The sequence below is a fragment of the Yersinia massiliensis genome (genome assembly GCF_003048255.1).
Taxonomy (GTDB): domain Bacteria; phylum Pseudomonadota; class Gammaproteobacteria; order Enterobacterales; family Enterobacteriaceae; genus Yersinia; species Yersinia massiliensis_A.
On record NZ_CP028487.1, the window covers coordinates 462,394 to 474,659 of the forward strand.

Genomic DNA, 12,266 nt, shown 5'->3' on the forward strand with positions numbered 1-12,266 from the left:
AATGATTACTTACTCTTCTTTTGGCCTGACGCTGCTGGCCCTTTGTCTTGTAATTGGGACGGTAATAATACGGTTGTGACGCGATTGCCTTTATCACTGAAGGCTTCCATCTGCTGTTTTTTCACCAGATAAGTAATGCGGTCACCTTTGATATTACTATCAAGTTGCTCCAGATAAGCATTGCCAGTCAACACCACAAAATCATTCGCGACTTCATAGCGCAATTTTTGACCGTGGCCTTTGACGGGTTTACCGCTGTCTTGCATTTGGTAGAAGGTAACAGGATTGCCGTAGCCTTCGATGACCATTTTGCTTTGGTCACCGCCAGGGCGGGTGACAACCACTTTATCGGCCTTAATTTCAATGGTGCCTTGTTTGATAACGACATTGCCGGTAAAGGTGACGGTGTTCGCCTCCATATCCAACGCTTGCTTGGCAGAATCGACCATGACGGGCTGATCGGTATCACCCGTTAAAGCCAGCGCTGGCAGGCTGGTGGCCAAAAGTGAACTGGCAAGTAAAAGAAGGCGAATGTTATTTTTGGATTTCATAAGAGGTTTTAACCTTTTCAATCAGCTCAGCGGTTTTATCCCGCAAGTTACCACGCATTTTCATGCCGTTAGACTTGAATCCAACCCCAAAGAGGGTCACTTCATCGTCTGAGGACACATCCTGAGTGATCAAATTAACCTGGGCGTTATCGGTTCTAATTTTTTGCAATTGCGCATCGGGTGTCAGGCTATCGACCTCAACATGACCATATAAATACAGCATTTTATCGTCGGTCAGTTTGGCGCGATCTGCCCGAACTGTCCAAGTGGCAACGGCATTCTCGTCAAACATCGTCATGACCGGTTTAGTAAACCAAGTCAGCTCTTGGGCGCTGAAGTTCTGAACTTCCTCTGCCACTAATTTGTAATTCAATTGCCCGACCGGATTAAATACCACTGTCACCGTATGCTGGCTTTGCGACGATGGCTCATTATTGTCTGCCTCCGTTGGCATACTTTGCTGATTGAAGCCGGACATATTCCAACCAATCAAAGCCAAAACGATCAATGCTAGCGCTAGGGTTATCCATAGCCTTGTTTTACTCATATCGACAATCCTTTGGCACCGTCGAGTTTATCCTGGGCCAATAAAATCAAATCACATATCTCACGTACTGCACCGCGCCCGCCATTAATTTGCGTCACGTAATGTGCTTTGGGAAGAAGTAACGGATGGGCATCCGCCACCGCGACAGATAACCCGACTTGGGCCATGACTGGCCAATCAATCAGGTCATCGCCAATATACGCCACCTGCTCAGGTTGGCAGTTTAATGCTAGCAATAATTCATGGTAAGCCACCAGTTTATCAGATTGTCCTTGATAAAGGTGGGTAATGCCTAAGGTGTTGGCGCGGTCTTCCAGTAATTTGGCGCGACGGCCCGTAATAATAGCTACTTCAATACCCGAGGTTATCAGGCAGCGAATACCATAACCATCACGGACGTTGAATGCTTTCAGCTCTTCGCCATCGTTACCCATGTAAATCAGACCATCAGACATCACGCCATCAACATCACAAATGAGCAGACGAATGTTTTCTGCACGTTGCATGACGCTCTCGGCCACGGGGCCGTAGCATGTGTCCAAATAGACGGTGCTGCTCATAATTTTTCCTTTGTTAAACGACACCGGCTCTTAGCATGTCGTGCATATGCACCACGCCGAGCAATTGGTCACCGTCGGCCACCAACACTGCGGTGATGTGACGTGATTCCATCAGGTTGAGTGCATCGACTGCCAACATGTTTGGACGAACTCGAATGCCGCCACTGGTCATCACGTCTGCGATCTTCGCATGATTTAAATCAACGCCCATATCGAATATCCGGCGTAAGTCACCATCGGTAAAGATACCTTTAATCATCATCAAATCGTCACAGATTACGGTTAAACCCAGATTTTTCCGAGTAATCTCCAGTAATGCATCGCGTAATGAGGCATCAGGGCTGACATGTGGTATTTCTGCACCAGTGTGCATGATATCGCTGATTCGTAATAACAACTTGCGCCCAAGTGCTCCGCCCGGATGTGAAAGCGCGAAATCTTCCTGAGTGAAGCCGCGTGCCTGTAATAGTGCTACCGCGAGTGCATCACCCATCACTAAGGTGGCGGTGGTGCTGGTTGTGGGGGCGAGCCCCAGTGGACAGGCTTCTTGTGGGACTTTTATGCACAAGTGAATATCGGCGGCTTTACCCATGGTGCTCTCAGGGTTATTGCTCATGCAGATCAATGTGATTTTTTGGCGCTTTAGGACAGGGATTAACGCAAGAATCTCGTTTGATTCGCCTGAGTTGGAGATGGCTAACACGATATCTTGTGGTGTTACCATACCGAGATCGCCATGACTGGCTTCTGCTGGATGGACAAAGAATGCTGGCGTTCCCGTACTGGCAAACGTAGCGGCAATTTTGCAACCAATATGACCTGATTTCCCCATTCCCATGACGACTACTTTGCCATGGCAATGAAATATGGCTTCGCAGGCATTAGTGAAATCGTCATTAATGTATTGATCGAGCTGTGCAAGTCCTTCGCGCTCAATGTGCAATACCTGTTTGCCCGCCTGTTGAAAATCTATTCTTGGTTGCGAATCAAAAGAAGACATACTGAGTTCCTGTACGTGGCATCGTTTTCTGTTACGCCGCACTTAAAGGGGCGAAGAATAGCACCGCAAGATAAGCGATAAACCCACATAATAACAGAGCGCCCGCCAGATGGCCGATGCGATGTTTACGCCCTAAACAAAGCAGGGTGAATATCACGCTGACACCGAGCATCACCCAATAATCACGTTGGAAAGCCTCAGGATTAATCTCCCCTGGTGACAACAACGCAGGGACGCCTAAGACAATCACGATATTAAAAATGTTCGATCCGATGATATTCCCGACCGCCATATCATCTTCCCCTTTCAACGCACCGGCGATGAAAGTGGCTAACTCCGGTAAACTGGTGCCGATAGCAATGACGGTCAGCCCAATGACCAATTCACTGACGCCCGCGACTCTGGCAATGACAGTCGCGTTATCAATAATCATTTTGGCTGACAGCGGCAAAATAATGAAGGCCAGTACCAGCCACAACAAAGCGACGGTCGTGCTGCTATCTTGCGGTAATTCTGCCAACTGTTCGCGGGTTAGAATGTCATTACCCTGTGCATGGGCCAATCGCGCGATTTTTAGCATCAACACAATAAATGCGACGGCGGCCAGCAGCAAAATAATACCGTCCCCACGGCTAAGATGATTATCCGCTAACAGAAAACCACACAGTACGGTGACCGCTAACATTAAGGGTAATTCGCGACGTAATATCTCAGAGCGTACCGTTAATGGGCGTATCAGGGCAGCACCGCCCACAATCAGCAACAGATTGGTAATATTGGACCCCAGCACATTCCCAACAGCCATATCGGTTTGGTTATTCAGTGCGGCAGTGACTGAAACAATCAACTCTGGTAGCGAGGTGCCGATACCCACAATCGTCATCCCAATAATGAGCGGTGGGATACCAAAAGCGCGGGCTAACACCGCAGCGCCGTAGACTAATCGGTCGGCGCCATACACTAATAAAACCAAACCAATGACTAATAGTGTTATCGCAAGAAACATGCAGAGTCCTTTATTAGGTATAATCCTGATCCATGGGGTGCAGGCAGCAGATCGCCCATTAGCAAAAATGGTTAGCAACGTGTTTTGAAACTTATTTTTGCTTAGTTGCTAATTTTGACTGTGAGTGCCGGAAAAGTAAAACTGAAGGCAACTTTAGCTACGAAAAAGCGCGAATAAGTTGCCAAACTACTTCCCAATCGCGCTCGTTAACGCCATTTGATGTAGCATTGGCGGTTAGGTGAGTAATAAAAGGCTCAAGGGACGAATGATAATGAAGCATATAGCGTCGAATTTGATAGAGATCCATGGGATGAGTTTTACCCGTGGTGAGCGTTCGATATTCGCCGATATCAATATGACGGTCCCGCGCGGAAAAGTGACTGCGATTATGGGGCCTTCAGGGATAGGTAAAACCACACTACTGCGCCTGATCGGTGGGCAATTAGCGCCGGATACCGGTGAAATCTGGTTTGATGGTGATAATATTCCTACGCTTTCGCGTCAGCGTTTATATGATGTGCGCAAAAAAATGAGCATGTTATTTCAATCAGGGGCGCTATTTACTGACTTGACCGTGTTCGAAAACGTGGCATTTCCACTGCGCGAGCATAGTCAATTACCGGAAGAGTTGCTGCATAGCACAGTGATGATGAAATTGGAGGCGGTAGGATTGCGTGGCGCGGCGAGTTTAATGCCCAATGAGCTGTCCGGTGGGATGGCACGTCGTGCGGCATTAGCACGCGCAATTGCCCTTGATCCTGAACTCATTATGTTTGATGAGCCATTCGTTGGTCAGGACCCGATTACCATGGGGGTGTTGGTAAAACTGATTGACGAGCTGAATCATGCATTGGGTGTCACTTGTGTGGTGGTTTCCCATGATGTGCCGGAAGTGCTCAGTATTGCCGATTATGCCTACATTGTTGCCGATCAGCATGTGATTGCTGAAGGAACACCTGAACAGTTGCAGGCTAACGATGATATGCGGGTGCGCCAGTTCCTTGATGGTATTGCCGACGGGCCGGTGCCTTTCCGTTTCCCTGCCGGGGATTATAAAACTGAGCTGTTAGGTTGATGGGGTATTCATGCTAGTACAGACATTAGCGTCTCTAGGCCGTCGCGGCATTAATGTCTGCGCCTCCTTTGGTCGCGCAGGCTTAATGTTGTTCAATGCCCTCGTGGGGCGGCCTGAACCGCGAAAACAGTGGCCACTATTGGTTAAACAGCTGTATAGCGTTGGGGTGCAATCCCTGCTGATTATTGTGGTTTCCGGCCTGTTCATCGGTATGGTTCTCGGATTACAGGGCTTTTTGATCCTGACCACATACAGTGCAGAAGCCAGTCTTGGCATGATGGTATCATTGTCACTGTTACGTGAATTAGGGCCAGTCGTCACAGCGCTGCTGTTCGCGGGTCGTGCAGGTTCTGCATTGACTGCGGAGATTGGCCTAATGAAAGCGACAGAGCAGATTTCCAGTTTGGAAATGATGGCTATTGATCCCTTGCGCCGAGTGGTCGCACCTCGGTTCTGGGCGGGTTTGATTAGTATGCCATTATTGACCGCGATTTTTGTTGCCGTCGGTATTTGGGGCGGTTCAGTGGTCGGTGTTGACTGGAAAGGCATCGATGGCGGTTTCTTCTGGTCAGCCATGCAGAGCGCCGTTGAGTGGCGTACAGATTTACTGAATTGCCTGATCAAAAGCGTGGTATTTGCCATTACCGTGACTTGGATTGCGCTGTTCAATGGTTATGATGCGATCCCAACATCTGAAGGGATTAGCCGGGCAACGACCCGTACTGTGGTGCATTCGTCACTGGCGGTATTGGGATTAGATTTTGTGCTGACAGCACTGATGTTTGGGAACTGAGTCGATGCAAACGAAGAAAAGTGAAATCTGGGTAGGCGCGTTTATACTGATTGCTATCGTGGCAGTCATATTCCTCTGCCTGAAAGTGGCCGATATCAAAGCAGTGGGCAATCAACCGACTTACCGGATTTACGCAAATTTTGACAATATTGGCGGGCTTAAAAACAATTCACCGGTCAAAATTGGTGGGGTAGTCGTTGGGCGGGTAGCGAATATTACGTTGGATACCAGCAACTACAGCCCCCGTGTGGCGATGGATATTCAGCAGCGCTATAACCATATCCCAGACACCAGTTCATTAGCTGTCCGCACGTCAGGTTTATTAGGTGAGCAGTTCTTGGCTCTGAACGTCGGTTTTGAAGATCCTGATATGGGCACCAGTATTTTGAAAGACGGGGGTGTGATTCAAGACACCAAGTCCGCCTTGGTATTGGAAGACCTTATCGGCCAGTTCTTGTACAAAAGTGGTGGGGATGGTAATTCTGATGCACCAGCCAATAACTCTACTGCGCTGCCAGCTGGAGCAACTGCACCGACTGAATCCACTGTACCGGCAGCAAATAGTCACTTGCCTGCAACTCAACATCCATAAAAGGGTATCAGAATGTTTAAACGTTTCCTTATGATTGCATTGCTGGTGGTCGCGCCATTGGCGAATGCGGTCGATCAAACTAACCCGTATCGTCTGATGGATGAAGCGGCGCAAAGAACATTCACACGTCTGAAAACTGAACAAGCAAAGATCAAGCAAAACCCAGACTATTTACGGACGATCGTGCGCGAAGAGCTGCTGCCATTCGTCCAGATCAAGTATGCCGGGGCACTGGTGTTAGGGAGCTATTATAAAGGGGCAACACCTGCACAACGTGAAGCTTACTTCAATGCTTTCAGCCAATATCTAGAGCAGGCATACGGCCAAGCATTGGCGTTGTACCACGGCCAAACTTATGATGTCGCACCAGACCAGCCGCTGGGTGATGCCAATATTGTCGCTATCCGTGTGACCATCCTCGATCCTAACGGTCGCCCACCGGTTCGTTTAGATTTCCAATGGCGCAAAAATAGCCAAACTGGCAACTGGCAGGCGTATGACATGATAGCTGAGGGGGTTAGCATGATCAGCACCAAACAAAATGAGTGGGCTTCTATCCTGCGTCAGAAAGGTGTTGATGGCTTGACCCAACAGTTGCTGCTTGCCGCGAAACAGCCAATTACCTTAGATAAGCAGTAAGGGCGGGGATAAGTAGCAATAATGGCAAATGAACTGAGCTGGCATTCAGAGCAGGATACGCTGGTACTGCAAGGTGAGTTAGATCGTGAGACGCTGTTGCCTCTTTGGCAGCAGCGCGAGGTGCTGCTGGCGGATAAAACCCATATCGATGTCAGTCAGTTACAACGCGTTGACTCCTCTGGCTTGGCGCTATTAGTACATTTTCGTGAACTGAGGATCAAGCAAGGAACTTCACTCACGATCACAGGGGTCAGTGACCGGCTATCTACCCTGATTGAGCTGTACAACCTTCGCGATATCATTCCAGTCGAAACCGCAGCCTCAGCAGAAATATATCCAGGCTAGCGAATACCGCTGCTACGTCAAGAATGAAAACGAGTGGCCCCTGCAGATAATTATGACGCAGGGGCTTTTCTTTGTTTCGGAACATGCCGTATTCCACTAATATGTTTGACTGGCTATGCTCCTCATAAAATAGAATGAATCTTATGGATACTAACGAAATTAAAGACGTGCTGATGCGAGCATTGGCATTACAAGAAGCACATGTGACCGGCGATGGCAGTCACTTCCAGGTGATTGCGGTCGGTGAGCTATTTGCTGACATGAGCCGAGTGAAAAAACAGCAGGCTGTGTATGCGCCTTTGATGGAATATATCGCGGATAACCGTATTCATGCCTTATCAATTAAGGCCTATACGCCACAAGAGTGGCAGCGGGATCGTAAGCTAAACGGCTTTTAATACTGTTGGCTAGTGGGCTGTTTGATGATGTTGTGAACAGTTCAACGGCGGGCGGTAAATTCGAATTTGACAATAGAGAGTGGTCACAATGGATAAGTTTCGTGTTGAGGGGCGGACTCGCCTAAGTGGTGAAGTCACTATTTCCGGCGCGAAAAACGCCGCACTGCCAATACTGTTTGCTGCGCTGTTAGCTGAAGAGCAAGTTGAGCTGCAAAATGTCCCGAAGCTAAAAGACATTGATACTACCATCAAGCTGCTTGGCCAATTAGGCACCAAAATTGAACGTGACGATTCAGGTTCCGTTTTCGTCGATGCTCGCGGTGTGAATGAGTTTTGTGCGCCTTATGATTTAGTCAAAACTATGCGCGCTTCTATTTGGGCGCTGGGGCCACTGGTTGCTCGTTTTGGTAAAGGGCAGGTTTCTTTGCCTGGTGGCTGTGCTATCGGCGCACGTCCGGTTGATTTGCATATCACTGGTTTAGAACAACTGGGTGCGGAAATTAAGCTGGAAGAAGGCTACGTTAAAGCTTCGGTCAATGGTCGCCTGAAGGGCGCGAATATCGTGATGGACAAAGTGAGCGTTGGCGCTACTGTGACCATTATGAGTGCCGCAACCTTGGCTGAAGGCACCACTGTGATTGAAAACGCCGCACGTGAACCTGAAATCGTCGATACCGCGAATTTCCTCAATACATTGGGCGCTAAAATTACGGGTGCGGGTACTGACCGTATCACCATTGAAGGTGTTGCGCGCTTGGGTGGCGGTGTTTATCGTGTAGTACCTGACCGTATTGAAACCGGCACTTTCTTAGTTGCTGCGGCAGTTTCTGGCGGGAAAGTGGTTTGTCGCCAAGCGCGTCCTGACACTTTGGATGCGGTATTAGCCAAGCTACGTGAAGCGGGTGCGGACATTGAAGTGGGTGATGATTGGATCAGCCTCGATATGCACGGCCAGCGGCCAAAAGCAGTGACGATACGTACTGCGCCACATCCAGGATTCCCAACGGATATGCAGGCTCAGTTCAGCCTATTGAATCTAGTCGCAGAAGGGACGGGAGTGATTACCGAAACTATCTTCGAAAACCGTTTCATGCATGTACCTGAACTGATTCGTATGGGCGCGCATGCTGAAATCGAGAGCAATACCGTCATTTGTTATGGTGTTGAGCAGCTATCCGGTGCTCAGGTGATGGCAACTGATCTGCGTGCTTCTGCCAGCTTGGTATTAGCGGGCTGTATCGCTGATGGCGTCACGATTGTTGACCGTATTTATCACATTGATCGTGGCTATGAACGTATCGAAGATAAATTACGTGCGCTAGGTGCCAAAATTGAGCGCGTGAAAGGCGAATAATCTTTCACTAAGCCAGCGATCTCATCGCAATAAAAATGCCAGCCGTTCTCGCGAGCTGGCATTTTTTTAACAAAAAAATTATGGCTGTTGTGTTGTTTGGTGACCAAGTACAGCATTTTGATCTAATTCTGTAATGGTGATTTGTATCGTTATTTGTTGGCCATTACGCAAGAGCAATACTGGGATTGTTGTTCCGGGGCGGATTTCTGCGACCTGATCCATTGTCTCGATTACAGACGTGGCAGGCTTATTATTCACGCTAAGAATGATATCACCCACTTGTAAATCAGATCTCGCCGCTGGGCCATCTGGCGATATCCCATTAACTTTAATGCCATGTATCCGATCGGGGCCATTACCGCTTGCGTTGAAAGGAGGATACTCTTCGCCAGTCACTCCGATATAACCGCGGATGACCCGCCCGTCACGAATCAGTTTCTCCATGACTTTGGTCGCCAGCGCCGTTGGAATAGCAAAACCAATCCCTTCCGGTGTTTCACCGTTGCTACTTTTATCGAAAGATAAGGTATTAACCCCCATCAATTCACCCAATGTATTCACCAGTGCGCCGCCGGAGTTGCCCTGATTGATTGAGGCATCTGTCTGAAGAAAGTTTTGTCGGCCAGAATCGCTTAAACCGATACGGCCGGTGGCACTGATAATCCCCTGTGTGACCGTCTGGCCCAAGTTATAAGGATTACCGATGGCGAGGACGACATCACCAATATGGGGGACACGATTAATATTGATGGGAATGACGGGGAGATTGACCGCATCAATTTTCAAAACAGCTAAATCTGTCAGGCTATCCGAACCGACCAGTAATGCCTCTGATACACGGCCATTTTGCAGCGCAACGATAATTTGCTCTGCATTATTGATAACGTGCTTGTTGGTCAGAATGTAGCCTTTGTCACTCATGATAACGCCAGAGCCCAGCGTACGAATGGCTAGCCCATCTTGAGTTGAGCTTAGACTGCGATTATAGACATTCACCACCGCAGGGGCCGCTCTGCGCACCGCTTGATTATAACTGGCGGGGGTTTCTTCTAAGCTAGTGCTGCTACCGGAAAAGAAGTGACCGGGATTACGAAGCATAGGCATGGCGACCAGCAAGATACCGGCGACAATTAGCCCCAAAATAATAGAACGCAATAGCTTAAGAAACATGAGGTTTATGGCGTGAATGAATGGATGTCAGGAGGATAGCATGAGTTTGGCGGACACAGCATGGTGCTGTGTCCGATTTTTCCGCAAATTAGCGTATTAACAGGTAAATATTCTCACCGCCGCGCACAATGTTCAGTGCAATGACAGCAGGTTTGGCTTCGATGGCTTTGCGTAATTCAGCGATGTCTTTCACGCGAACACGGTTTACAGCAATAATCACATCGTCTTTCTGCAAGCCAGATTGCGCTGCAGGTGAACCTTTAGTGACGCTTTCAACTTTAACGCCTTTGCCGCCATCTTTGATTTCGCCATTACTCAGGGAAGCACCCTGCAATGATGGTGATAAAGTCTCTGCGCTGGTAGACGTTGGGCTGCTATTTTCCAGCGTGACTGAAACGTCAAGTGGCTTCCCATCACGCAGCAAACCAACTTTAACAACTTTACCTGGGCCAGTGGTGCCGACTTTGGCACGTAGCTCAGCAAAGCTGCTGATTGGCTTTCCATCGACAGAGACCAACACGTCACCCGCTTTGATGCCTGCTTTTGCTGCGGCTGATTTTGGCAAAACTTCACTGACGAATGCACCGCGTTGAGCATCAATATTAAAGGCTTTCGCCATATCGGCAGTCATTTCGCTGCCACGAATCCCCAACAGCCCACGTTTTACCTCGCCAAACTCAATCAACTGCTGGCTGAGGTTTTGCGCCATGTTACTTGGGATAGCAAAGCCGATACCGATATTACCGCCACCAGGGGCGAGAATGGCGGTGTTAATGCCAATCAATTCACCATTGAGGTTAACCAAAGCGCCACCAGAGTTACCCCGGTTGATAGACGCATCGGTCTGGATAAAGTTTTCCAGCCCTTCCAGATTCAGCCCGCTCCGACCTAGGGCAGAAATGATCCCTGAAGTCGCGGTTTGCCCCAAACCGAATGGGTTACCGACGGCGACGGCGAAATCACCCACTCGCAGATTATCGGAATCGGCAATTTTGATGGAGGTCAGGTTTTTCGCATCTGTTACCTGTAATAAAGCGATATCAGTTTGCTCATCACGGCCCAGCAGTTTGGCATCATATTCACGGCCATCATTCAACTGAACACGAATTTTATCCGCATTATTGATGACGTGATTGTTGGTTAAGATGTAACCTTTCTCAGCGTTAATAATGACACCAGAACCCAGCCCTTCGAAGGGACGGTTGCTCTCTTTACCGGTTGGCGCGTTAGGGCCAAAGAAGAATTTGAACTCTTCTGGCAAACGTTGCTGTTGCACCTGCGTGCCGGAAACATGAACGCTGACGACGGCAGGTAATACTTTTTCTAGCATCGGTGCCAAGCTAGGAACAGCCTGCCCAGCCACCGCTGCGGGCAGTGCGGCAGCGTTCACCATTGGAACGCTAGCGAGACCTAAGCCGACACTCATTGCCAGCGCACTAAGAAATAATGACTTTTTCTTCATTGATTAAACTCTCTCAATACCTAACGGTGAATGAATAGTGTAGATGGCTGTAACAGGCCCGTTGTAAGTTCAGACTCTGAGTTAGCTAAAAAATTCACTTATTTCAAATGGCTACTATAGTCTTAAAATAAGTATCCTGAGATACCGCTTGATATAAGGTTTGCTACGAAGTAATTCAAGGAAAGGTGAGTATAGAAGTGTAAATGTGCTGACTACGTGACCGTAGCCAGCATGATGTATCTGTATTTAATCGCGGGTCTGATGCTCTGGACGCAGCAAACCAGATGCGCCTTCAGAGTAATCACGCGGTGGCATTTTTACCGGTGCCTGATCGTTATCAGCTTCAGATTCGGTCAAGCGATAGCGGAATGGATTATCCTGCAACGGTAAGTCCGGTAACAAGTTATTGGAGCTTTTCGCCATATGCTGATAAAGCTGACGATAGTCGCGAGCCATATTATCCAGCAATTCAGCACTGCGGGCAAAATGCCCAACCAGTTCTTGACGGTACTCTTCCAAATCTGTTTTGCTCTTCTCCAGCTCATTTTGCAGCACTTGCTGCTGACGCAATTTGCGGTTGCCAAAGCGCATAGCGACCGCGCCAATGATGATACCCACAACCAACCCAATAAGCGCATACTCCCAGGTCATGATGACTCCTTTTTTGACTTCATTGTTCAGCAGGACTTTTCACTTAATAATAGCCACTATAACCGTTAACCTTGTCTGAGTGGAATCCTGATGCAACTTTGGTTTTGATTATCAGAATTTATT

General features: G+C 48.5%; 15 protein-coding genes. 7 read left to right on the forward strand and 8 right to left on the reverse strand.

The genetic code is table 11. From position 1 onward, the window contains the following. Positions 1–5: 5 nt before the first annotated feature. The 5 genes from lptA to DA391_RS02105 are packed head-to-tail and all read right to left on the reverse strand — an operon-like array spanning position 6 to position 3,664. A complete protein-coding gene (gene lptA / locus DA391_RS02085) occupies positions 6–551 on the reverse strand; it encodes a lipopolysaccharide ABC transporter substrate-binding protein LptA (protein ID WP_050083211.1) in 546 nt (181 codons plus the stop codon). Beyond that, positions 535–1,098 carry an LPS export ABC transporter periplasmic protein LptC gene (lptC, locus tag DA391_RS02090; protein WP_050083209.1) on the reverse strand — a complete coding sequence of 188 codons (564 nt, stop codon included), beginning with the start codon at positions 1,096–1,098 and terminating at the stop codon, positions 535–537. The genes lptA and lptC overlap by 17 nt, the downstream gene beginning before the upstream one ends. Beyond that, positions 1,095–1,658: a 3-deoxy-manno-octulosonate-8-phosphatase KdsC gene (gene kdsC, locus DA391_RS02095; protein WP_049609867.1), complete on the reverse strand. Its 564-nt coding sequence runs from the start codon at positions 1,656–1,658 to the stop codon at positions 1,095–1,097. The genes lptC and kdsC overlap by 4 nt, the downstream gene beginning before the upstream one ends. Before the next feature lie 13 nt (positions 1,659–1,671). Then, a complete protein-coding gene (kdsD, locus tag DA391_RS02100) occupies positions 1,672–2,658 on the reverse strand; it encodes an arabinose-5-phosphate isomerase KdsD (RefSeq protein WP_050083207.1) in 987 nt (328 codons plus the stop codon). Between the two features lie 31 nt (positions 2,659–2,689). Further along, positions 2,690–3,664 (reverse strand): calcium/sodium antiporter, encoded by a 975-nt coding sequence (locus DA391_RS02105; protein WP_050083205.1) that lies wholly within the window; start codon positions 3,662–3,664, stop codon positions 2,690–2,692. 271 nt (positions 3,665–3,935) lie between these two features. Here DA391_RS02105 and mlaF point away from each other — a divergent pair, with 271 nt between their 5' ends. The 7 genes from mlaF (at position 3,936) to murA (ending at position 8,860) form a co-directional block, all read left to right on the forward strand. Further along, positions 3,936–4,739 (forward strand): phospholipid ABC transporter ATP-binding protein MlaF, encoded by an 804-nt coding sequence (mlaF, locus tag DA391_RS02110; protein WP_049609873.1) that lies wholly within the window; start codon positions 3,936–3,938, stop codon positions 4,737–4,739. 10 nt (positions 4,740–4,749) lie between these two features. Next, positions 4,750–5,532, forward strand: a complete 783-nt coding sequence (gene mlaE / locus DA391_RS02115; RefSeq protein ID WP_019212435.1) for a lipid asymmetry maintenance ABC transporter permease subunit MlaE — start codon at positions 4,750–4,752, stop codon at positions 5,530–5,532. 4 nt (positions 5,533–5,536) lie between these two features. Next, the gene (gene mlaD, locus DA391_RS02120) at positions 5,537–6,124 is read left to right on the forward strand and encodes an outer membrane lipid asymmetry maintenance protein MlaD (protein WP_050083203.1); all 588 of its coding nucleotides are present in this window, start codon (positions 5,537–5,539) and stop codon (positions 6,122–6,124) included. Positions 6,125–6,136: 12 nt separating this feature from the next. Next, the gene (gene mlaC / locus DA391_RS02125; RefSeq protein WP_050083201.1) at positions 6,137–6,763 is read left to right on the forward strand and encodes a phospholipid-binding protein MlaC; all 627 of its coding nucleotides are present in this window, start codon (positions 6,137–6,139) and stop codon (positions 6,761–6,763) included. A 21-nt stretch (positions 6,764–6,784) separates the two neighbouring features. Continuing rightward, positions 6,785–7,108, forward strand: coding sequence for a lipid asymmetry maintenance protein MlaB (gene mlaB, locus DA391_RS02130; RefSeq protein ID WP_050083199.1), 324 nt, complete (start codon positions 6,785–6,787; stop codon positions 7,106–7,108). Positions 7,109–7,251: 143 nt separating this feature from the next. Further along, entirely contained in the window at positions 7,252–7,506 is a 255-nt protein-coding gene (gene ibaG, locus DA391_RS02135; protein WP_005162441.1) for a BolA family iron metabolism protein IbaG, read from the forward strand. A gap of 88 nt (positions 7,507–7,594) precedes the next feature. Continuing rightward, the gene (murA, locus tag DA391_RS02140) at positions 7,595–8,860 is read left to right on the forward strand and encodes a UDP-N-acetylglucosamine 1-carboxyvinyltransferase (RefSeq protein WP_019212440.1); all 1,266 of its coding nucleotides are present in this window, start codon (positions 7,595–7,597) and stop codon (positions 8,858–8,860) included. A gap of 78 nt (positions 8,861–8,938) precedes the next feature. On the opposite strand, the gene degS is transcribed toward murA, so the two are convergent. The 3 genes from degS to zapG all read right to left on the reverse strand — a co-directional run bounded on the left by degS (position 8,939) and on the right by zapG (position 12,143). Further along, complete coding sequence (gene degS, locus DA391_RS02145; RefSeq protein WP_050083195.1) at positions 8,939–10,030, reverse strand: outer membrane-stress sensor serine endopeptidase DegS; 1,092 nt, start codon at positions 10,028–10,030, stop codon at positions 8,939–8,941. Positions 10,031–10,118: 88 nt separating this feature from the next. Then, positions 10,119–11,492, reverse strand: coding sequence for a serine endoprotease DegQ (gene degQ / locus DA391_RS02150; RefSeq protein WP_050083193.1), 1,374 nt, complete (start codon positions 11,490–11,492; stop codon positions 10,119–10,121). 246 nt (positions 11,493–11,738) lie between these two features. Further along, entirely contained in the window at positions 11,739–12,143 is a 405-nt protein-coding gene (gene zapG / locus DA391_RS02155) for a Z-ring associated protein ZapG (RefSeq protein WP_019212443.1), read from the reverse strand. Positions 12,144–12,266: the final 123 nt, after the last annotated feature.

Coding starts and splice junctions, on each gene's coding strand:
- lptA (WP_050083211.1), bottom strand. CDS start 551: ATGAAATCCAAAAATAACATTCGCCTTCTTTTACTTGCCAGTTCACTT.
- lptC (WP_050083209.1), bottom strand. CDS start 1,098: ATGAGTAAAACAAGGCTATGGATAACCCTAGCGCTAGCATTGATCGTT.
- kdsC (WP_049609867.1), bottom strand. CDS start 1,658: ATGAGCAGCACCGTCTATTTGGACACATGCTACGGCCCCGTGGCCGAG.
- kdsD (WP_050083207.1), bottom strand. CDS start 2,658: ATGTCTTCTTTTGATTCGCAACCAAGAATAGATTTTCAACAGGCGGGC.
- DA391_RS02105 (WP_050083205.1), bottom strand. CDS start 3,664: ATGTTTCTTGCGATAACACTATTAGTCATTGGTTTGGTTTTATTAGTG.
- mlaF (WP_049609873.1), top strand. CDS start 3,936: ATGAAGCATATAGCGTCGAATTTGATAGAGATCCATGGGATGAGTTTT.
- mlaE (WP_019212435.1), top strand. CDS start 4,750: ATGCTAGTACAGACATTAGCGTCTCTAGGCCGTCGCGGCATTAATGTC.
- mlaD (WP_050083203.1), top strand. CDS start 5,537: ATGCAAACGAAGAAAAGTGAAATCTGGGTAGGCGCGTTTATACTGATT.
- mlaC (WP_050083201.1), top strand. CDS start 6,137: ATGTTTAAACGTTTCCTTATGATTGCATTGCTGGTGGTCGCGCCATTG.
- mlaB (WP_050083199.1), top strand. CDS start 6,785: ATGGCAAATGAACTGAGCTGGCATTCAGAGCAGGATACGCTGGTACTG.
- ibaG (WP_005162441.1), top strand. CDS start 7,252: ATGGATACTAACGAAATTAAAGACGTGCTGATGCGAGCATTGGCATTA.
- murA (WP_019212440.1), top strand. CDS start 7,595: ATGGATAAGTTTCGTGTTGAGGGGCGGACTCGCCTAAGTGGTGAAGTC.
- degS (WP_050083195.1), bottom strand. CDS start 10,030: ATGTTTCTTAAGCTATTGCGTTCTATTATTTTGGGGCTAATTGTCGCC.
- degQ (WP_050083193.1), bottom strand. CDS start 11,492: ATGAAGAAAAAGTCATTATTTCTTAGTGCGCTGGCAATGAGTGTCGGC.
- zapG (WP_019212443.1), bottom strand. CDS start 12,143: ATGACCTGGGAGTATGCGCTTATTGGGTTGGTTGTGGGTATCATCATT.